This window comes from Bacteroides sp. OF04-15BH (genome assembly GCF_003477995.1).
Classification (GTDB): domain Bacteria; phylum Bacteroidota; class Bacteroidia; order Bacteroidales; family Bacteroidaceae; genus Paraprevotella.
The window spans coordinates 57,975-78,376 of the sequence record NZ_QUEM01000003.1; the positions used below are offsets into that span (position 1 = coordinate 57,975).

Sequence of the window (20,402 nt, forward strand, 5' to 3'; positions counted from 1 at the left end):
AAGAAGTAACAATATGGGAAGAGGGTTTGTCAAAATGAAATTTGAGCACCCTAAAAGACTAAAGAAAGGGCCGCATCATTCTCAATACAGAGTTTGATACAGCCCTTTTTAATATTATAGTTATAATCTGCAACCTTGAGGAGTAGTCATTCTAGTTTTGCCCCACCCGTTTCAGTATCAAGTCATCAAATAATCAATAGGTATGCTCATCTTCCTGCATCTCCTGAGCATCAATCTTCTTGCGGTCGATACTTCTCCAGGCATAGAAAATATAAGCCAAGACAAACGGAATCAACAAAGATACCACAGACATGGTCTTCAAAGTAAATTCACTGGAGCAACTGTTTGACAAAGTCAAGGAACTCTGCAGATCCGTTACCGAAGGATAATAGGCCGTATGATTATATCCGGCCAGCAGAAGCAAGGCCAAGACGGCCAAGACCGTACCGGTACCGGTCCACCAGATACCTTTGCGGAAATCCGGCTTCAGCACACATCCGACAATACCTCCAAGCACTCCCGCTACTCCCAGCAGGAAAAGGACAGCCACCGCCGGAAGTGCCAGCAGATTATGCCAGTACTTGAACGGTTCCACGAAGACGACACCGCTCTGCGGATTGACAGCAAAACCTTCAGTCAGGAAAAGGCGGATGACAAAAGTCAGAAACAAAACCAAAAAGGGAACAGTATTGAAAAGCACCGCACGCCGTGCCTTACGGTTAATCCCCTCGTCAAGGATATTATTAATAAGGTATAAGGCACCCAGAACTCGGGAGAGGAAGACTACAGCCAGACCGAGAACAATATTCCACCCATTAGCCAGCGCATCCAGTCCGTGCCAGTTATTTCCCCAGACACTGATGACCGGCATACCTTGTGTCAGCAACTGCTCTTTATTAACCACAAAATCTGATCCGGTAAAGAAGGTCGCAACCGCACATCCCAAGAAGAAAGGACCGACAAAACCATTCAGTACCAAAAAGGCCCGGTAGGTGTTTCGTCCCAAAAGATTTCCATTCTTGCTCTGGTACTCATAACTGACAGCCTGCAAGACAAAACTGAACAGAATAATCATCCAAAGCCAATAAGCTCCTCCGAAACTAGTGCTGTAGAACAACGGAAACGAAGCAAAGAATGCTCCTCCGAAAGTAACCAGAGTGGTAAAGGTAAACTCCCATTTCCGCCCCGTAGAATTCACAATCATCTTGCGTTCCAGCTCATTCTGCCCCAAAGAAAAAATCAGAGCGTTTCCTCCCTGCACAAACAGCAGAAACACAAGTAATCCTCCCAGTAAAGAAACCAGGAACCACCAATATTCTTGATAAAATGCATAGTCCATCATATTCCATCCATTAAACAGATTCAACATCCTTTTCCGGTCCGGCTGCAATAGCTTTGATCATAATTCTGATTTCTGCAATCAGCAACACCGTAAACAATACTAAAAATATAAAGAAAGTGGTCTGGACAGAAGACGTTTCCAGACTGGAAATAGCCGCGTTCACAGGAAGCAGATCCTGAATGGCCCACGGCTGCCGGCCACATTCGGCCACCACCCAACCGGCTTGTGAAGCGAGATAAGCCAAAGGCACGGTGAGCATAGCGCCCCACTGTACCCAGCGCAAATCAGCCAAACGCTTGCGATACACCAAAAACAGAATACCGGCAAAGAACAGAATCAGATATACGCCCAATCCGACCATAACTCGGAAAGCATAAAAATTCAAAGTCACATTAGGAACCAAATCCTGCGGTTCATGAATGTAACCATATCCGAAATAAGGCATATTCTCCTTCAGCGTTGCCAACTCAAGCTCAGCACGCTGCATATCCTTATCAGCCTTAGCCTGACGATAGGCACCTAAAGCAGCAATCGCACGCTTTCCACGCTCCATCTTTTCCTGCGCAGACAATGCAATGCTGCCATCCGGAAGAGCATATCCTCCCTGCAACAGGTTATTGATTCCAGGCACATAAGAATCTTTATCCCGATAAGCCAATACAGACAACATATTCGGGATTTCAATTCCTGCCACCAAAGGCTTTTCCGGATTGATTTCACCGGACTCCGTACGGTTCAGGATACCAATGGCTACAAGTGATGCTCCTTTCTGGCCTTCATACAAAGCTTCCATGGCAGCCAGTTTCATGGGCTGATGCTGCGCCACGTGATAACCGGACTTGTCGCCGGTCCATGCAGTAAGCACTGTAGCCGCCAGTCCTACACAAGCTGCAATCTTCATACTTTCCAGAGCAAACCGCTTCTCCCGACGCTTCCAAAGATACCAGGCACTCACACCAACCACAAAGGCTGCGCCCAATACCCAACTCGAAATCACGGTATGGAAAAATTTGTTTACGGCTACCGGTGAAGTCGCTACGGCCCAGAAATCCACCATTTCATTGCGTACGGTATCCGGATTGAACTCCATACCCACCGGATACTGCATCCAGGCGTTGGCCACCAGAATCCACCAGGCCGAAATCGTTGCTCCCAGTCCGGTAAGCCAGGTTGAAGCCAAATGGAATCCCCGACTCACCTTATTCCAGCCAAAGAACATGACCGCAATGAAAGTCGCCTCCATAAAGAAGGCCAAAATTCCTTCTATAGCCAACGGTGCCCCAAAGATATCGCCCACAAACCACGAATAATTACTCCAGTTTGTGCCAAACTCAAATTCGAGAATCAATCCAGTGGCCACACCGATGGCAAAATTAATACCGAATAATTTCATCCAGAAGCGTGCTGTGCGCTTCCAGAAAACATCCCCCGATTTGTAATAGAGGGTTTCCATCACTCCCATAATCACCGCCAGTCCCAAAGTAAGCGGAACAAAAAGCCAGTGATAGATAGCGGTCAGAGCAAACTGCGCTCGAGACCAGTCAATCAAAGACAGTTCAATAGGTTCAGTCATATACACAAAATTTGCAGTTAGATAAATCAAGATTCTACTAAGGCGCCCTGCGTTCCATCAGTTCCTCGCCCACAAACCGGGCCTCATCGCCTTCTGTTGCATGTGTAGCCACAAAATCGGGAAAGAAAAACACGCGGAGCACCACAAACATAATAAATAGCTTTATCAGAATGATGGCCCATAAGACGCGTCCCAAAGTCATTTCCCGGAAACCGTCATAATAAAAAGACCACACTTTTAAAAAACATTTTTTTATATACATTACAATTCATGGTTGGTTCCAACTGCAAATATATACTTTTTTTCGAGAAACAACTATTTCAGCAGATATAAACAAACACTGCCTCCATTTTCCGCATAGTTGAGTTTAAAATTCATCCCTCCGGAATTATAACGTAACAAACCGTTACGGCTATCGACTGCCGAAAATTTTATTTTTACAGAGGTTTCCAGTTGTTTTTCGGTTTCATTGGCATGAATCAGGAAATCTGCGCAAAAGTGCTCATCCAAATCTTCTGACAATAAAGTGTACAAAGGTATCCAGGATATGGAATTTGCATCTCCCCGGACATCATAAGCCAGATAGCCTCCGGTCAGTTCATCACGCAACCGAAATCCATTTTCGCTCTGTTCCAACAAGAATATGGCGGGCATCTGTCTTTCTTGCGTATAAAAACAGTCATGCTCTCCCTCTGCGGGCAATACAGGCCTGTACTTCACAGTCTTACCATACTTCAAGGACAAACCGACAAAAGCCATACGTCCATATTCCGGCACTGTGCCCAGCATATAACGTGCTCCTACTGCAACAACGGATTTCTGATTTACCTGTTGTAAAGACACGTCATTTACGGAAATAAAATAAGTCTCTATGGGAGTCTCGGGATTCTCTGGCTCTTCCGGTTCATCGGGAAGATCGGGGTCTTCGGGGTCCTCCGGCTGCTGGGGCTCTTCTGGCTCTTCCGGTATCTGAGGTTCATCCGGTTCATCAGGAAAAGACTCGCTTTCCAACCATTTTGCACCATCAATACTCCGAACTCCGGTTACACTAAAATACGTCTTGACCAGACCATGCACTGCAATCCGTTTCCCTAGATTCTCCGGGCGATGAGCCAGGCTGATGCTCTGTTTCCATTTGTCTGTCTTCAGCTCAACCGGAACACAGCACTCATAATCCTGTTCCCACGGGTATTGGGCCAAAAGAATATTACTCTGCACTGCTCCCTCCGTCGTAAAGGCAGCATTCTTCATGGTCCGTTCCGTATAACCAACAATATAACCGGCCACCCAGCAAGAAAATCCCAGATATTCATCAGGCTTATTCAGAATATCAGCCACAGTTGCGGGAGCATACAAAGTACCTGCGCCGGTGGTATCCACCACCAGCGTATCCTCTAAAGCGGGCTCATCTTCCCCTGTTCCCTGTTCCGGGAAACTGACCCTCTCACAGGAGCCCAAAGTCAGTCCCACAAAAATGTAAAGAAAAATCGGTAAAATAATCTGTTTCATGCACACAAGGTATTCATATCTGCCCTTCTTTTGTCACCACAAAACGAAAAACAGACTCCCCGTGCACTTATTTACACAAATTGCAGATTATGCTTATTCTTCTGTAAAAGCACGGATTATTTTCCGGATATTCTTCGGCAAATTACTGTAGTAATACAAGCAATCAAATATCAAATGCAGAAATACCAGCAGAACAAAACAAGTCCAGCCGATCAGGAAATACTCCCACATAATTCCACTATTTTATAAACAATTCTACTTTAAAACATCAAAAATCCTATTTGCAAAAATACTTATTTTTAGCAAAAAGTTGCATCAAACATCGCATTAAATAGCCAAAAAGCCTATATTTGTAGTCGATATGTAAAACAAAGAGTTCTCTAACATGAAAAAATGGTATGCTCTCTATGTCAAAATGCACCATGAGAAGAAGCTGGCAAAACGCCTGAGCGAATGGGGCACCGAGCATTTTCTTCCGGTTCAAACCGTTATACGCCAATGGTCCGATCGTAAGAAAAAGCTCGAACAAGTGGTCATTCCCATGATGATTTTTGTACATGTAGAAGAAGCTGAGCGCATTGCATTACTACAGGACCCCTCCGCATTGAGTTATCTGACTCTACGCGGCACACGACATCCCGCAGTAATTCCGGACAAAGAGATGGAACGCTTCATTTTCATGTTCGACTTTTCGGATACGGCTATCAGTTTTTGTAAAGATTTACTTACACCAGGCGACCGGGTTCGCGTGGTCAAGGGACCATTGCAGGGCCTCGAAGGTGAACTGTTCCAGCAAAGCGGAAAACATGAGGTAGGAATCCGCATTCCTCAGCTGGGTTATGCCACTGTAGAAATTCCGATAGGCTACCTTTCGAAGATTGAGGAATAGGAATTCTTTTTAATTCTTTTTAATTGCCTTGCTCTGTTTTTTTGTCTACCTTTGCGACATTAATATAAAAACGAAAACGTGATGCAAATAATCAAGACCGAACTGGATGGCGTTTTTATTATTGAGCCAAAGATTTTTACGGACCCCAGAGGGTATTTCTTTGAATCTTTTTCCGAACGTGTATTCTGCGAAAATGTAAGAAAAGTTTCATTTGTTCAGGATAATGAAAGTAAAAGCAGTTATGGAGTATTGCGTGGTCTTCATTTCCAGAAGCCTCCTTTTACCCAAAGCAAACTTGTGCGCTGCATCAAAGGCTGTGTACTCGATGTAGCTGTTGATATCCGGAAGGGTTCTCCTACTTTCGGCAAGCATGTAGCCGTAGAACTTTCTGAAGAAAATCACCGGCAGCTCTTTGTACCTCGCGGATTTGCACATGGCTTCAGTGTATTAAGCCCCGAAGCCATTTTCCAATACAAATGCGACAATTACTATGCTCCCCAAAGCGAAGGAGCCATAGCATGGAACGACCCGGCGCTGGGCATTGACTGGAAACTGGATCCAGCCTCTATCATCCTGTCCGAGAAAGACAAGAAACATCCTACACTGGCAGAAGCGGAATGGCTTTTTGACTATCAGGAAGACCTTTATCAATAAACGAAAATCCAATCATTGATTTTAAGTGTAAAATATGATTATAGCAGTAGATTTTGACGGAACAATCGTAGAACACAAATACCCGGCTATCGGGCGCGAGATTCCGTTTGCCATCGAGACTTTAAAAAAATTACGTGACGACCGCCACAAGCTGATTCTGTGGAGTGTACGCGAAGGCAAACTCCTTCAGGAAGCGGTAGACTTTTGCCGGGAACGCGGTCTGGAGTTCTATGCCGTCAATAAAGATTATCCGGAAGAAGAACAGGAGCATAAGCACTATTCCCGCAAGCTCAAAGCCGACTTGTTTATAGACGACCGTAACTTAGGCGGACTTCCCGATTGGGGAACCATTTACGAAATGGTCAGCAAACGACTGTCTTATGAAGATCTGATGGACCGTTACGAAAACGAAGAGCCACAGGAAAAAAAGAAAGGACTGTTCGGTCGTCTGTTCGGCAAATAAGCTATCCAAAAATCAAAAATCCCACATCCCTATTTTATGAAAATCAAGAGATTTCTTTATGCTCTACTCGGCATTCTGATGTTTGCGTCCTGCACTTCCTACAAACAGGTACCTTACTTTCAGAATGCGGAGCAGATAAGCAATGCGGCACAGCATCTGCCCTTATATGATGCAAAAATTATGCCAAAAGACCTTTTGGCCATTACCGTAAACACTACAGATCCGCAGGTTTCAGCTCCCTTTAATCTGGCCATGCAGACTCCTATCAATGTAGCAAACAAGAATACCTATACAACAACCCAACCGACCATCCAACAATATCTGGTCAGCAACACCGGAGAAATCGATTTCCCGATTCTTGGCCGTTTGAAGGTGGGAGGACTGACCAAAGGAGAAGCAGAAGATTTGATTCGAGAAAAACTCTCCACATATCTGAAAGAAACTCCTATTGTCAATGTACGTATGAGCAACTATAAGATTTCCGTATTGGGAGAGGTTGCCCGGCCGGGAACCTTTACGGTCAGCAACGAGAAAGTCAATGTACTCGAGGCGTTGGCCATGGCGGGCGACATGACGGTTTACGGTATTCGAAACAACGTCAAGCTCATTCGCGAAGACTCCATCGGCCGCAAGGAAATTGTGGAGCTTAACCTGAATGATGCCAACCTGATTCTTTCGCCCTATTATTATTTGCGTCAGAATGACATCCTTTATGTCACTCCGAACAGTACAAAAGCCAAAAACTCAGAAATAGGAAGCAGCACTTCATTGTGGATTTCCGTAACTTCGACCATGGTATCCGTTGTCAGCTTGCTTTTCAATATCCTAAAATAAACAACTTCTAAATCCCCTGTATTTTTATGGCAGACGATTTTTTGATTGATGACAACCAGGACAAAAAAGAAGAAAAAGTAAATCTCTATGCCCTGGTATTTAAATATTTAATCTACTGGCCCTGGTTCCTGACCAGTATTATTCTGTTTTTGGTTTTGGGCTATTTATACATTCGTAAATCAACTCCCGTCTATCAGGTTAATGCTTCCGTATTAATCAAGGAAGACAATAAGCGTGGATTTTCTTCACAGAACCCACTGGCTTCCTTAAGCGGTATGGGTATGATTTCCATGACCAACAATTTTGACAACGAAATAGAGATACTCAATTCACGCACCCTCATGAAGAAGGTGGTGATTGCTCAAAACCTCTATATCAGCTATTTCGAACCACGCACTCTGTCCTATACCCGGGAGCTTTACAAAACAGCCCCGTTCAATATTTATATGACTCCCGAAGAAGCTGACAAACTGTCCGGAGGAATCACACTTAAATTCCAGCAAAAAGAAGCCGGAAAGTGGAAGGCAGACATAAAATATTGGAAAAACGAGGAAGAATGCAAGCAGGAAGCCACCATCAACAGCTTCCCACAAGTAATCAACACTCCGGTAGGTGTTATCACAGTAACCGAGAACCCCAACCTCAAGGACGCTTCCAAAGAGATGCTGGAGGAAATGCCCACAAGTTTTGTCAGCACCATTCAGTCGCCTACAGCTGTTGCCATCGGCTATCGCAAAAGTATTGCCATTGAAGCGACCTCAAAGACCACAACTATTGCGCAGCTGACCATGAAATCTACCAGTCGTGCCCGAGCCGTGGACTTCATCAACACTCTGGTAGCCATGTACAACAAGGATGCCAATGACGAAAAGAATGAGATTGCGGAAAAAACCGGTGAGTTTATTGACAAGCGCATCCAACTGATTGGCGAAGAGCTGGGCAATACAGAAAACGAGCTGGCTGATTTCAAGCAACGTTCCGGCCTGACCAACCTGTCCAGTGACGCTGAACTTGCCTTGAAGGAAAATTCAGAATACAACAAAGCGCGCGTCAACAATTCAACCCAGATCCGTCTGGTTGAGTTCCTGCGCGACTACATCGACAATCCACAGTTTGGCGAAGATGTCATCCCCAGCAACGTAGGTCTGGAAGACAAGACATTGACCAATGTCATCAACACCTATAATGCTCAGATTATTGAAAGAAAGCGACTGTTGCGCACTTCATCTGAAGAAAACCCGACGATTGCCAATCTGGATGTAAGCATCGAAGCCACCCGACGCAATGTGCGCACCACTGTGGCCAGTGTTCTCGAGGGCTTGATGATTACCAAAAACCAGTTAGACCTTCAGGCACGAAAGTTCGAGAACCGAATCAGCGATGCTCCTCAACAGGAAAAAGAACTGATCAGCATTTCGCGCCAACGGGAAATCAAGGCAACGCTTTACACCATTCTGTTACAGAAGCGTGAGGAAAACGCCATTACTCTGGCTTCTACAGCCAATAACAGCCGTATCGTTGAAGAAGCTCTGGCTGCAAACAGACCGGTCTCTCCCCGAAAAAAGATAATCATGCTTATTTCACTGATTGTCGGAATGGGACTTCCATTCGGTGTGATTTATCTGGTAGATTTACTGCAATATAAGATCGAAAACACAGATGACATCCGTAAGATTACTGATGTGCCGATCTTGGCAGAACTGCCAATCGGAGAAAAACCTGGCAGTGGTGGTGCTATTGTGGTACATGAAAATGCCAACGGTATTATGGAGGAAGCATTCCGTTCTCTGAGAACAAATCTGCTGTTCTTGCTCAAAAAAGATCAGAAAGTCATTATGTTCTCTTCTACCCAACCGGGAGAAGGAAAGTCTTTTGTTGCCGGAAATACAGCTGTCAGTCTGGCTCTCATGGGCAAAAAGGTCATTATTATCGGTATGGACATCCGTAAACCCGGTTTGAACAAGGTGTTCCACCTGTCACGCCGTGCTGATGGTATTACTTCTTATCTGAGCAATCCGGAAGAAGTAAACCTGTTCGACATGATCCAGCAATCAGATGTCACCCCAAATCTGGACATTCTGCCTGGCGGTCCAATCCCTCCGAACCCTACTGAGCTAGTGTCTGGTAATGTTTTGCCTCAGGCCATTGCCATGCTGAAAGACAAGTATGACTATATCATCATGGATACAGCTCCTATCGGCATGGTAACCGATAGTGCTCTAGTCGCTCAAAACGCTGATATCTGCGTCTATGTATGCCGTGCCGATGTTACTCCTAAAGCAGGATTTGAATTCATCAATACTCTTCGTGACTATGAACAATTCCCTCAGGTAGCCACAGTACTCAACGGTATCGATCTAAACCGTCGTAAGCATAGCTACGCCTACGGATACGGAAAGAAGTACGGATATGGATACGGAAAATCCGGATATGGATACGGGTATGGATATGAAGATGTCAATACCTCAAAAAAGAGAAAAAATCCGTTTAAGAAGAAATAAAAACGCTTTAATGGGACTGTCTCAGAAAGATGCAGTCCCATTTCTGTTGTATTCAATGAGTTTGCAAGCGGTGACGGCTCAAAAAATTCATCAGGAACATTTTGCAATTTCATCAGGAACATTTTGCAAAATCATTGAGAAGATTTTTTCGTCTATTAAAAATATTTCCCCGAAAGCATCAGCAGAAGATGTTTTTAAGATATTGACTATAGCTAATCATCAATATCGAAGAAGCATCATGAAATCTTAAAAAACGACTAAAAAATTCCATTTATCCTGATTTATACGTATCTTTGTAGTATAATGTTTATACTGAACTAAAATTCAACATTATTTCTATTTAAACAAGCAGCCTCACTTAATTGATTTCAAAAAAGCTAATAGGAATTTATTGCTTATCAATTATTTGAGGTATTTTTATTTATTAGCATTTATCTCATCCTATCTGTCATAAGAACTGTGACAGGTAGCGGCGAAGCCGTAATAAGATGAATATACCTCACATTCCCAAATTACTCATAATTTAATTGTTAGATAAGACAAGTTTTCATAATATTAAAATGCGCTATATTCTTGAGTGATAATCAAATCTCAGTCGTATACACAGTGATATACACTATGAAAATAAATAAGAAATTTTCTCAAAAAAATATATGCATTCAATTTTGCTAAGAAAAATTTAAAATGAAAAAAATCAAACTTTTATATTATAACGGAAAAAACTTTGGCGATGCCCTAAGCCCCTTTATTGTTTCTCAAATCACGCACAACAAGCATATTATACAAAAAAGCCGAAAGATTATATTCAAAAAGTATTATATCAAACACATCATCATCAATCTATTACAAGGAAATTTTAAATCAATAAAATCAATTCTTTTACCCAATGAAAAAAATCTAATAGCTATCGGTTCTGTACTTTCGTTAGGAAATAAATACTCAGACATTTGGGGAGCCGGATTCATGAATGAAAACGAACAATTTCATGGAGGAAATGTATATGCACTAAGAGGTAAATTTTCATACAATAAGATTAAAAAATTTGGTACCTTCCACTGTGAAGCATTTGGAGATCCGGGTATGCTTTTACCTCTATATATTAAACCTATCTCTCAAAAAAAATACAAACTAGGGATTATACCACATTTTAAAGAGACACAAGTGTTTCAAAAAGAATATCCCAATTATAAAATTATTGATCTGAACACGACGAATATAAAAGAAACTGTTGAAGAAATTACGCAATGTCATTACATCCTTTCTACATCACTCCACGGAATTATTGTAGCACATTCGTATGGAATTCCAGCTCTATGGATTAAAAAGGGAGAAATTGATACAGACGGTTTTAAGTTTAAAGATTATTTTTCATCTGTAGATATTGAAACCTATGAGGGAATTAAGGATTTTAATGACTACATAGTTAATGACAAATGGATGGAACTGTTTGAAAGACATAATCTGCAATCACTCCCGCAAAAAGACATTTCAATAATCCAAAAAGAATTACTAGAATGTTTTCCTAAAAAATATATTCAGAATGAAAAGTAAGTTTTCAATCATTGTACCAATATATAATAGCGAAAAATACTTAGAGAATTGTATCAAAAGTATATTAGTCCAAACTTATAGCAATTTCGAATTACTGCTTATCAATGATGGAAGTACTGACAATTCTAAAAAAATCTGTGAGACCTATAAAGAACTGGATTCCAGAATCAAAGTGTTTCATATAAACAATCAGGGCGTTTCTCATGCTAGAAATTATGGCATCCAATATGCTAATGGTGAATATATATGCTTTATTGATTCTGATGATACTATAAACAGAAGATGGTTGGAAAATTTCCATCAAGCCCCATCTGCCGATATGGTTATTCAAGGATGCAGAATTATTGAAAAAGACGTCTCAAAAAACATTATCTTAGAACCAAGCTACACAATCGGAAATGAAAGATTTGACGTTCTCTGCAAAATAGGTACATATTTAAACAACCCTTGGAGTAAATGCTACTCAACTGAAATTATAAAGAAAAATACCCTCAGATTTCCTGAGAAATGCAGTTTAAATGAGGACCTGATTTTCGTTCTTAATTTTCTAGAAAAATCAGAATCCTTATGTACCATAAAAGAATATGACTATAATTATAGAATTGACAACAGCCATCTAACCAAAAAATTTTATAATCCAACAGATATATTAGACTGGAAAAAGCAAGTGCAAAACAGTCTACTTAAACTTTGTCAAAATAACAAAGAGTGTGAATTATACCGCACTATGACCAGTAACGAATTTGCCATCTTCACATGGTATGTTATTCAATTTTATCATCAAACCCGATATTGCGATAGAAAGGAAATATATTCCTTTTTAAAAAGTGTATATCAATACATCAACCTTTGCAAATTAGAAAAAAACAGGTTTGTTTTTTTCTTGTTGCCATTTAGTTTTAGAGTTCTAGATATAGCCGTTTTTATTCTTAATAAATTTTACTTATTAAAAAAGTCATGTCGGAAATAAATTTAATCTATACAAGTTTAAAACTTCTTGAATTCGCTATATTCCTATTATTTGGTTATATAATATCTAAGTCACCCAAACATTACTGGAAATATGCGATTTTTCCTATTGCAGTTTTTGCTATAGTAGAAGGACTACGATTTGGTAGAGAAATTGATTATAATGAATATTACTTCAGATATATAAATATTGGTCAGAATTTTAATTCTGAAGATTACGAATTTATTTTTAAACTTATCTGTTATACCTGCTATAATATAGGCATTCCATACTACCTTTTTATTTTTTTCCAATCCGCATTTCTCATATTCTGTACGTTTCTGTTTATAAAACGCTACAAGCAAGCTATACAATATGTTTTACCACTGGTTCTTTTTGAATTATATGGTAATAACATGTTTATCCGTTGGTATCTGGCATTCAGCTTCTTTCTTTTGTTTCTCCATTATTACCTGGAAAGAAAAACATATAAAAGTCTATTTTTTATTGTAATAACCTGTCTCACTCATATAGGTTTTACTACCCTACTTCCGTTTATTGCATTGCACAAACTCCTATCTAAAAAAGGCATCCCGCCCAAAATATCAGTTCCATTATTTTTAGTAACACTATTTGTATCTAATTTATCATATCTAAATTTCATTGTAACCTTTAGTAATATTCTATTAAAATTAGGTTTAGGAAGTATTGATCCTCGACTCAATTTATATCTAAACTCTACCGAAGACATTATTTCTGGAAACTTTGGAAACATTGGTGTTATAAACTTGACAATAAGTAATAGTATCAGACTGGCAATAGCATATATCCCTGCCATGCTCTGGGGATTAAAATGTATGAAAAAATATCATGAAGGGATTTTTATTTATAATTTATTTGTGATCGGGGCAATAGTCAGTCCATTATTCCTTAAAGTAGAAATATTAAACCGACTATCAGGAGTATTAGTTTTCTTCTATTCAATCTGTGGAGGTATTCTATTCTTTCACGCATTCAAAAATATACAAAGATTACGTACTCCGATAAAAGCAATCATGTTAATAAGTTATTTATGCGCACTATGGCCAAATGTATCTATTGCTATCAGAGATAATCTACGAGACAATCAAATGCTGTTTATTTGGGATGCTCATGGAAGAAACTATCTGAACACATTTAGAAAAGAATAAAAATAACTCTTTTACAAAAGATTTGCCTTAATTAAATATGAAAATATTGCATATAACATATAGCATGGGATACGGTGGTATTGAAACCATGCTAATCAATATAGTCAATGAACAAATCAAAGAAAATCACGAAATCCATGTATTAACTATTAATGATATTGTTGATACAAAACTCGTAAAAAGACTCGATCCAAGAGTAAAATTCCACTGTATTAAGAGAAAAGTCAAATCGAAGAATATATTGGACATTCTCAAATTAAATAATTATATCCGAAAATATAATCCCGACATAATCCACACACATACTTCTACTATTATAAAATATATATTTCCTCCGTTCAGAAAGAAAGTATGTACCACACAACATGCAATGTGCCGCAATACAGACGCAAAGTATCTGGCAAAATCAACACATGTATTTGCAATCTCCAATGTTGTTAAAGAAAGTATCACTACCCAAATTAATAAACATGTTGATGTCGTATATAACGGCATACCAATAAATCAAATAGAGAGTAAAAAACACAAAGAGAAACCATCAACATTTAATATAGTACAAGTAAGCAGACTTTTTCATGATGTAAAAGGACAAGATATTATTATAATGGCAGCCCGGCATCTCAAAGAAAATGGATATACAAACTTTCATATTGATTTTATTGGTGACGGAGATTCAAAAGAGTATTTAGTTCAACTCGTTGAGAAATACCAATTATCTGACCTTATTAGCTTCCTCGGTTCAAAAAGCCAAGAATTTATTTTCAAAAATCTGTCTCAATACGATTTAGCCATACAAGCATCTAGAAGAGAGGGATTTGGCTTAACAGTAGCAGAAGCTATGTCAGCAAGAACTCCTGTACTTGTATCAGAACACCCTAGTTTGCTAGAAGTTATTGATCAAGGGCGGTATGGCTATTATTTTAAAAACTATGATCCTATCAACTGTGCACAACGCATCGAACATATCATAAACAATCCCAAAGAACGACTTGATATTGCAGAAGAAGGCTATCAGAGAGTTTGCCAACTATTTAATATTGAAACTACAGCTCAGAAGTATATCGAATACTATAATAAAATCATAGAGAAAACAGATGCTTCATATAAAAAATAATAGAGTCGTATTTGAATATTCCTATTGCCAACAATGTGGCTTATGCAAAGCAATATGTCCGAAACAAGCTATTTCTTTTGAGCGGAATAAAGAAGGCCTTAACATTGTTGAGATAAATCAGGATACATGTATAAAATGTAAATTATGCATCCGCCTCTGTCCAGCCAATTCTGATTCTGTTTCTCCAAATTATAAGGAAACAATAAAAAACAGAATATTTTATCTTGGATATCATAACAATAAACAAATAAGATATCATAGTTCATCCGGCGGAGTTACAAGAGCTATAGCTATAGAATGCTTACAAAAAAAACTTGTAGATGGCGTCTATACGTTAAGGAAAACAAGCGAATTCCCCTTTGCAGAAGGATATCTTTACACTCCTAATAATATACCTGAATACAATGAAATACCAAATTCAATATACCATTCTGTTCCTTTGAATGAAAATATAAAAAAAATTCAAGGAAAAAAAATACTCATTATTGGAACTAGCTGCCAAATAAAAAGCGCTTACAACTATTTAAAACGTAGAACAAAAGAATTATATTGCATCTGCATATTCTGTAAACAGCAGAAAACCATTAGATCCACTCAATTCATAGCCAAAATGCTTCGGACCTCTATTAGCATTGACTCTCAATTTTCTTTTCAATACAGAGGAAATGGATGGCCAGGTTCTGTCTTTATAAATCAAAAAAGTATTAACTATTCTACAGCATCTTCACTACCCTTCGGAAAAAGATTATGGTCTGTACCCGGATGTCATATTTGTGGAGACCCGTATGCCATAGACTACGCAGACTTAACATTAATGGATCCATGGAATATTCTCAAAGACGAAAAGGACGGATGTAATTTAATTGTTTGCCATTCTGAGAAAGGAAAAGAACTTTTAAAAGCAACCAGTTGCATTCATTTAAAAGAACAAACATTTAGCTCTGTAGAAAAAGGATTAAGTTTAAAAGATATAGAAAGGAAACAACTATTAATCCCTTTTTACCTCCACAAGCCATGCTCTATGCGAATAAAACTTGCCGGATATTTGGATTTAATGCAAAGATTCCTATTTACTTTTCTTCTTGAGAAGCTTCCAAGCATGCCAATTGTCTTTTATAAAATCATAAATAAAATACCAGATATTAGAAACCTAATACTTAAATGATTTATGAAAATATCCATTATAACCCGACATGCACCGTCAAACTATGGCTCCTTATTACAAGCCATTGCTACACAAAAGATTATCCAATCATTAGGGCATAAAGCCTCTATAATCAATTATATAAGAAAAGATGAATGCGGTCTGAAAGGAGTAACGACTCTATTAAAGTATAAAAAAGAGTGGGAGAATAATATATTCAAAAAAATACTTTATATACTGTTACGTTACCCAAGCGACAAATATGCAGAGATTAAATTTTCAAGAATGAGAAAAAGAAATCTTGATCTCACTCCCCGATTTTCTTCACATATAGAACTCAAAGAAGCATCTTTTATAAAAGAAACAGACGTTTTTTTGACGGGAAGCGATCAAGTTTGGGGACCTGTTGCCGATGGCAAGCCAGACTCCGCTTATTTTCTCAGTTTTACCCCTCATAATAGCTATAAGGTTTCGTATGCTGGAAGCTTTGGTAAGACCGAATTCAATGAATCAACATTAGCCCTATATAAAGAATGGCTAAAAGATTATAATCATATCACGATTCGGGAAGACAGCGCAGTAGATATTCTGAAAAAACTTGAATTACCCTGTTTCGGACAGGTATTAGATCCAACTTTACTAATAACAGCTGAAGAGTGGTCTCAGTTTATAACGCAACCAACCACACAAAAACCATATGTATTGGTTTATCAAATCCATAATAACCCAATCCTGGATCAATATGCCATAGCCTTTGCGAAAAAAGCAAATCTTCCTTTATACAGGATTTCTCCGTCATTACACCAAATCAAAAGAGGAGGAAAGTTTATATACTTACCTGAAATAGGAGATTTCATATCATACATCAAAAATGCCACTTATATTATCACCGATTCATTCCACGGAACTGCATTCTCAATAAATTTCAATAAAAACTTTATTGAAATACTACCTAATACAAAAACAGGAACGAGAAATCAAAGTATACTCAAGCTAACAAAGTTGGAAAAGCGAATCATCACTAATTACAATGATTTTTCTTTAATGAATCAGCCTATTGATTATTCCGAAGTCAATAAAATAATAAAACAAGAACGAGCTAAATCAACCAATATCCTAGAGCGTATAATCAACAACTATAAAAAAGAACAATGAGAATTCTTCTAATTGATGTTTATCATTACAATAAAGGAGGAGCAGAAACCGTCTGCTTTAATACTGGAGCCATGCTAGAGGAGCAAGGACACCAAGTTGTATATTTTACATTAAAATGGGATAATAATCTTCCATCAAAATATGAAAAATATTTTCCTGAGTCCAAAGAAACTCGCAAGGGAATTTTTCGTCAATTCATCAATTTAAGAAACTATTTTTATTATCCAGAAGCTGCAAAGAACATAGAAAAGCTAATTCAGGAAACGCATCCTGATATAGCACATATTCATTTAATGTGGGGACAAATTTCTCCATCTATATTCCCAGTGCTCAAAAAATATAATATTCCTATTGTTTTTACAATACATGATTATAGAATTGTATGTCCTGCATATTGCTTTAAAAATGGTTTTGGCAAGATTTGTGAAGCTTGCAATGGCAAAGATTTCTATAAATGTTTCACTCACAAATGTACCAAAGGAAGTTATTTTCTTAGTTTCTTCATGGCTGCAGAACAATATTTTAGAAATAAATTTTTCAATCCGTGCCAATATCTGAATGGCTTAATTTATGTCAGCCAATTTTCACAAGAAAAACATGAAAAATATATGCCAGGCTTAATGAATATTCCACATATTGTAATGCATAATTTTTCTTTAACACAGACAAAGAAAGTAGAAAACAAAAAGGAAAAATATCTACTATTCTTAGGAAGGCTGTCAGAAGAAAAAGGAATTATGACTCTCATAAAATCTTTTAAATACGGAATTTCTCTTCCAATTAAGATTGCAGGTACTGGTCCGCTGGAAAAAAATATCAAAGAATATATTTCAGAAAACCATATAAACAATATTGAGTTACTAGGCTACAAACAAGGAGAAGAATTAACAAAGCTAATCAAAGAGGCCTATTTTATAATCGTACCATCTGAATGTTATGAAAACAATCCTATGTCTATCATAGAAGCTTATTCATACGGTATTCCGGTTATTGGCAGTAAAATCGGTGGCATTCCCGAAATTATTAAAGAAAAAGAAACTGGATATACATTCCCAATGGGGAATTCAAAAGAATTGGCAAAACTTATTAAACAAATAGAAAGTCTATCAGATGAAGAATATCTTCATTTGTGTAAAAATTGTATTGCCTACGCAAAAGAAGATATGAGTAAAGAAAGTTATTATAAAAGACTTATCTCTTTTTATAAGAGAATCTTATCTCAAAAGAAGTAAGCATGAAAATTTGTGTTATAGGAACAAGAGGGTTTCCTAATATCCAAGGCGGAGTAGAAAAGCATTGCGAATTATTATACTCTCATATAGCAAAGATATCTACAGAGAATACAATCATTGTATTTAGAAGGAAAGCATATATTAATAGTAAGAACAAGACTCTAAATAAAAGAATAACATTTATTGATTTACCATCAACTAAAATAAAGGGCATCGAAGCTGTAATACATTCTTTTCTTGCAACGATTTATAGTTTATTTCTCAAACCTGAAATTGTTCATATCCATAATATTGGTCCTTCATTATTTGCTCCGATATTAAAAATCAGAAATATAAAAATAGTATTAACATATCATAGTGCAAACTATGAACACAACAAATGGGGATATCTTGCAAAAGCACTTTTACGCATAAGTGAAAAAATTGCTTTTGCCTGTGCTGACCATATTATTTTTGTAAATAAGGCACAAATGGAAAAATGTAAAAAACATATTAAACATAAATGTTATTACATACCCAACGGTGTAGTCAAGCCAATAAAAACAAATCAAAAAAATATTTTAGAGAGATTTGAGTTAGCAGAAAAAGAATATATTCTTTCTGTTGGAAGAATAACTCCAGAGAAAGGATTTGATATTCTTATCAAAGCTTATAAAGCATCAAAGACAAGATTTAAATTAGTCATTGTTGGAGACGTTGAAACCGAACAAGAATACAAAAATGAACTTTTAAAGTTAGCCCAAGACTCCAGTATCATTTTTACGGGCACAATGCTAAACAATGATTTGGCCCAACTATATCAAAATGCAGGATTTTATGTACTTCCATCCAGAAATGAAGGTTTTCCAATTGTATTATTAGAAGCAATGAGTTATGGATTAGATTTAATCGTAAGCGATATTCCAGCTACTCGCCAACTCTCATTAGATGAAGATTCTTATTATCCTACTAATAGTATCAACAAATTAACAGCATTAATTGAAGCAAAATCATTAGCTTGCAAACGAAAGGTATATGATCTAAAACTTTTTGACTGGCAAAATATTGCAAAACAGATATATCAAATATACAATAAATAAAAATCAGACTATTGCAATAAACGACAAAGTATCCCTTTTTTAAAGAACAACCATCGGAGAATTATTGTCACATAACAAACGATTTATATTCTAAATTTGTCAAAAATATATTACTCTATTATGAAAGAAAACTATTTTCTAGAACTTCTAAGATGTTCTGTAACTAATGAAGAATTTGCCTTTGTTCTTTCAACAGAAGAATGGAGTAAAATATATGATCTTGCAAAGCAACAAACACTCACTGGCATACTTCTGGAAGGTATAAAAAAATGTCCTAAAGAAAAATGTCCTCCTAAAACCATATTATTACAATGGTTTACCAAAGTTGAAAAGATAAAAAAAAGAAATCAGGAATTAAATCAGCTGGCATCTAAAATAACTATAAAGTTCCGCAATGACGGATTCAATACTGTAATACTCAAAGGACAAGGAAATGCATTATTCTATCCTAATCCATTATTACGTACTCCGGGAGACATTGATATCTGGCTTGATAAAAGTAGAAATGAAATTACGCAATATGTACGCAAATATTGTCCTAATGAAGAAATAGTTTACCACCATGCAGAATTCCCAGTAATGAAAGCATGTAATATTGAAGTACACTTCACTCCTTCATGGATGAACAATTATTTCAAAAACAAGAAACTTCAAAAACTTTTTCAAGAGTTTAAAGAAAAACAGTTCACACACGAAGTTTCTTTGCCTGATAGCAAAGAAAAAATCTGCATACCAACTATTGAATTCAACAGAATATATATACTTTTGCACATCTACAGGCATCTTTTTGACGAAGGGATTGGGCTCAGACAAATTTTGGATTATTACTATATCCTAAAACAAGAATGTTCAGAAGAAGAGAAAAAAAACAGTTATAAGTGGATCCAGAAACTTGGAATGCAACGTTTTTGCAGCGCCGTTATGTATATTATGCAGGAGGTATTCGGATTAGAAAACAAATATCTAATATGTCCCCCTTCGGTCAAAGAAGGTAAATTTCTGTTAGATGAAATCATGAGAGCTGGAAATTTTGGCAAATACGACGAACGAATTGTCCGAAAACAAAACGAATCTCATCTGCATAAATACATCAGAAAAATAAAACGTAATTTGAGATTTATAAAAAGCTATCCGGATGAAGTTCTTTGGAATCCCATGTTTCGTTTATGGCAATACTGCTGGAGAAAGAAAAACGGATATATGTAACGCAATTATCTTTACAC

At 37.6% G+C, this 20,402-nt stretch carries 19 protein-coding genes; 15 read left to right on the forward strand and 4 right to left on the reverse strand.

The features are described 5' to 3' along the window. Window positions 1-193: 193 nt before the first annotated feature. From cydB to DXA74_RS16255, 4 genes are read right to left on the reverse strand one after another with little or no spacing between them, the layout of a single operon-like run. Window positions 194-1,342: a cytochrome d ubiquinol oxidase subunit II gene (gene cydB, locus DXA74_RS02095; RefSeq protein WP_118525278.1), complete on the reverse strand. Its 1,149-nt coding sequence runs from the start codon at window positions 1,340-1,342 to the stop codon at window positions 194-196. A gap of 10 nt (window positions 1,343-1,352) precedes the next feature. Then, window positions 1,353-2,915: a cytochrome ubiquinol oxidase subunit I gene (locus DXA74_RS02100; protein ID WP_118525173.1), complete on the reverse strand. Its 1,563-nt coding sequence runs from the start codon at window positions 2,913-2,915 to the stop codon at window positions 1,353-1,355. Between the two features lie 37 nt (window positions 2,916-2,952). Beyond that, the gene (locus DXA74_RS02105; protein ID WP_118525279.1) at window positions 2,953-3,171 is read right to left on the reverse strand and encodes a DUF4492 domain-containing protein; all 219 of its coding nucleotides are present in this window, start codon (window positions 3,169-3,171) and stop codon (window positions 2,953-2,955) included. A 59-nt stretch (window positions 3,172-3,230) separates the two neighbouring features. Next, window positions 3,231-4,424: a DUF6359 domain-containing protein gene (locus DXA74_RS16255; RefSeq protein ID WP_158576002.1), complete on the reverse strand. Its 1,194-nt coding sequence runs from the start codon at window positions 4,422-4,424 to the stop codon at window positions 3,231-3,233. Between the two features lie 385 nt (window positions 4,425-4,809). On the opposite strand from DXA74_RS16255, the gene DXA74_RS02115 reads away from it, so the two are divergent. The 15 genes from DXA74_RS02115 to DXA74_RS02185 all read left to right on the forward strand — a co-directional run bounded on the left by DXA74_RS02115 (window position 4,810) and on the right by DXA74_RS02185 (window position 20,385). Next, on the forward strand, window positions 4,810-5,313 hold the full coding sequence (locus DXA74_RS02115) for a UpxY family transcription antiterminator (RefSeq protein WP_118525175.1): 504 nt from the start codon (window positions 4,810-4,812) through the stop codon (window positions 5,311-5,313). 81 nt (window positions 5,314-5,394) lie between these two features. Further along, window positions 5,395-5,967, forward strand: coding sequence for a dTDP-4-dehydrorhamnose 3,5-epimerase (gene rfbC, locus DXA74_RS02120; protein WP_118525176.1), 573 nt, complete (start codon window positions 5,395-5,397; stop codon window positions 5,965-5,967). Between the two features lie 34 nt (window positions 5,968-6,001). After that, window positions 6,002-6,430 carry a BT0820 family HAD-type phosphatase gene (locus DXA74_RS02125; RefSeq protein WP_118525177.1) on the forward strand — a complete coding sequence of 143 codons (429 nt, stop codon included), beginning with the start codon at window positions 6,002-6,004 and terminating at the stop codon, window positions 6,428-6,430. A gap of 36 nt (window positions 6,431-6,466) precedes the next feature. Beyond that, complete coding sequence (locus DXA74_RS02130; RefSeq protein ID WP_118525178.1) at window positions 6,467-7,264, forward strand: polysaccharide biosynthesis/export family protein; 798 nt, start codon at window positions 6,467-6,469, stop codon at window positions 7,262-7,264. 26 nt (window positions 7,265-7,290) lie between these two features. Next, a complete protein-coding gene (locus tag DXA74_RS02135) occupies window positions 7,291-9,765 on the forward strand; it encodes a polysaccharide biosynthesis tyrosine autokinase (protein ID WP_118525179.1) in 2,475 nt (824 codons plus the stop codon). After that, a complete protein-coding gene (locus DXA74_RS02140) occupies window positions 9,707-10,015 on the forward strand; it encodes a hypothetical protein (protein ID WP_147400999.1) in 309 nt (102 codons plus the stop codon). Before DXA74_RS02135 ends, DXA74_RS02140 begins: the two co-directional genes overlap by 59 nt. Before the next feature lie 434 nt (window positions 10,016-10,449). Then, window positions 10,450-11,316 carry a polysaccharide pyruvyl transferase family protein gene (locus DXA74_RS02145; protein WP_118525181.1) on the forward strand — a complete coding sequence of 289 codons (867 nt, stop codon included), beginning with the start codon at window positions 10,450-10,452 and terminating at the stop codon, window positions 11,314-11,316. Continuing rightward, the gene (locus DXA74_RS02150) at window positions 11,306-12,286 is read left to right on the forward strand and encodes a glycosyltransferase family 2 protein (protein ID WP_118525182.1); all 981 of its coding nucleotides are present in this window, start codon (window positions 11,306-11,308) and stop codon (window positions 12,284-12,286) included. The genes DXA74_RS02145 and DXA74_RS02150 overlap by 11 nt, the downstream gene beginning before the upstream one ends. Further along, window positions 12,274-13,455, forward strand: coding sequence for an EpsG family protein (locus DXA74_RS02155; protein ID WP_118525183.1), 1,182 nt, complete (start codon window positions 12,274-12,276; stop codon window positions 13,453-13,455). The genes DXA74_RS02150 and DXA74_RS02155 overlap by 13 nt, the downstream gene beginning before the upstream one ends. Window positions 13,456-13,492: 37 nt before the next feature. Next, window positions 13,493-14,569 carry a glycosyltransferase family 4 protein gene (locus DXA74_RS02160; RefSeq protein ID WP_118525184.1) on the forward strand — a complete coding sequence of 359 codons (1,077 nt, stop codon included), beginning with the start codon at window positions 13,493-13,495 and terminating at the stop codon, window positions 14,567-14,569. Then, the gene (locus tag DXA74_RS02165) at window positions 14,550-15,734 is read left to right on the forward strand and encodes a Coenzyme F420 hydrogenase/dehydrogenase, beta subunit C-terminal domain (RefSeq protein ID WP_118525185.1); all 1,185 of its coding nucleotides are present in this window, start codon (window positions 14,550-14,552) and stop codon (window positions 15,732-15,734) included. The genes DXA74_RS02160 and DXA74_RS02165 overlap by 20 nt, the downstream gene beginning before the upstream one ends. Window positions 15,735-15,737: 3 nt before the next feature. Next, window positions 15,738-16,868 (forward strand): polysaccharide pyruvyl transferase family protein, encoded by a 1,131-nt coding sequence (locus DXA74_RS02170; RefSeq protein ID WP_118525186.1) that lies wholly within the window; start codon window positions 15,738-15,740, stop codon window positions 16,866-16,868. After that, window positions 16,865-18,100: a glycosyltransferase family 4 protein gene (locus DXA74_RS02175; RefSeq protein ID WP_118525187.1), complete on the forward strand. Its 1,236-nt coding sequence runs from the start codon at window positions 16,865-16,867 to the stop codon at window positions 18,098-18,100. Before DXA74_RS02170 ends, DXA74_RS02175 begins: the two co-directional genes overlap by 4 nt. 2 nt (window positions 18,101-18,102) lie before the next feature. Next, window positions 18,103-19,179 carry a glycosyltransferase family 4 protein gene (locus DXA74_RS02180; protein WP_118525188.1) on the forward strand — a complete coding sequence of 359 codons (1,077 nt, stop codon included), beginning with the start codon at window positions 18,103-18,105 and terminating at the stop codon, window positions 19,177-19,179. Window positions 19,180-19,299: 120 nt separating this feature from the next. Next, on the forward strand, window positions 19,300-20,385 hold the full coding sequence (locus DXA74_RS02185; protein ID WP_118525189.1) for a nucleotidyltransferase family protein: 1,086 nt from the start codon (window positions 19,300-19,302) through the stop codon (window positions 20,383-20,385). Window positions 20,386-20,402: the final 17 nt, after the last annotated feature.

Coding starts and splice junctions, on each gene's coding strand:
- cydB (WP_118525278.1), bottom strand. CDS start 1,342: ATGATGGACTATGCATTTTATCAAGAATATTGGTGGTTCCTGGTTTCT.
- DXA74_RS02100 (WP_118525173.1), bottom strand. CDS start 2,915: ATGACTGAACCTATTGAACTGTCTTTGATTGACTGGTCTCGAGCGCAG.
- DXA74_RS16255 (WP_158576002.1), bottom strand. CDS start 4,424: ATGAAACAGATTATTTTACCGATTTTTCTTTACATTTTTGTGGGACTG.
- DXA74_RS02115 (WP_118525175.1), top strand. CDS start 4,810: ATGAAAAAATGGTATGCTCTCTATGTCAAAATGCACCATGAGAAGAAG.
- rfbC (WP_118525176.1), top strand. CDS start 5,395: ATGCAAATAATCAAGACCGAACTGGATGGCGTTTTTATTATTGAGCCA.
- DXA74_RS02125 (WP_118525177.1), top strand. CDS start 6,002: ATGATTATAGCAGTAGATTTTGACGGAACAATCGTAGAACACAAATAC.
- DXA74_RS02130 (WP_118525178.1), top strand. CDS start 6,467: ATGAAAATCAAGAGATTTCTTTATGCTCTACTCGGCATTCTGATGTTT.
- DXA74_RS02135 (WP_118525179.1), top strand. CDS start 7,291: ATGGCAGACGATTTTTTGATTGATGACAACCAGGACAAAAAAGAAGAA.
- DXA74_RS02140 (WP_147400999.1), top strand. CDS start 9,707: ATGGATATGAAGATGTCAATACCTCAAAAAAGAGAAAAAATCCGTTTA.
- DXA74_RS02145 (WP_118525181.1), top strand. CDS start 10,450: ATGAAAAAAATCAAACTTTTATATTATAACGGAAAAAACTTTGGCGAT.
- DXA74_RS02150 (WP_118525182.1), top strand. CDS start 11,306: ATGAAAAGTAAGTTTTCAATCATTGTACCAATATATAATAGCGAAAAA.
- DXA74_RS02155 (WP_118525183.1), top strand. CDS start 12,274: ATGTCGGAAATAAATTTAATCTATACAAGTTTAAAACTTCTTGAATTC.
- DXA74_RS02160 (WP_118525184.1), top strand. CDS start 13,493: ATGAAAATATTGCATATAACATATAGCATGGGATACGGTGGTATTGAA.
- DXA74_RS02165 (WP_118525185.1), top strand. CDS start 14,550: ATGCTTCATATAAAAAATAATAGAGTCGTATTTGAATATTCCTATTGC.
- DXA74_RS02170 (WP_118525186.1), top strand. CDS start 15,738: ATGAAAATATCCATTATAACCCGACATGCACCGTCAAACTATGGCTCC.
- DXA74_RS02175 (WP_118525187.1), top strand. CDS start 16,865: ATGAGAATTCTTCTAATTGATGTTTATCATTACAATAAAGGAGGAGCA.
- DXA74_RS02180 (WP_118525188.1), top strand. CDS start 18,103: ATGAAAATTTGTGTTATAGGAACAAGAGGGTTTCCTAATATCCAAGGC.
- DXA74_RS02185 (WP_118525189.1), top strand. CDS start 19,300: ATGAAAGAAAACTATTTTCTAGAACTTCTAAGATGTTCTGTAACTAAT.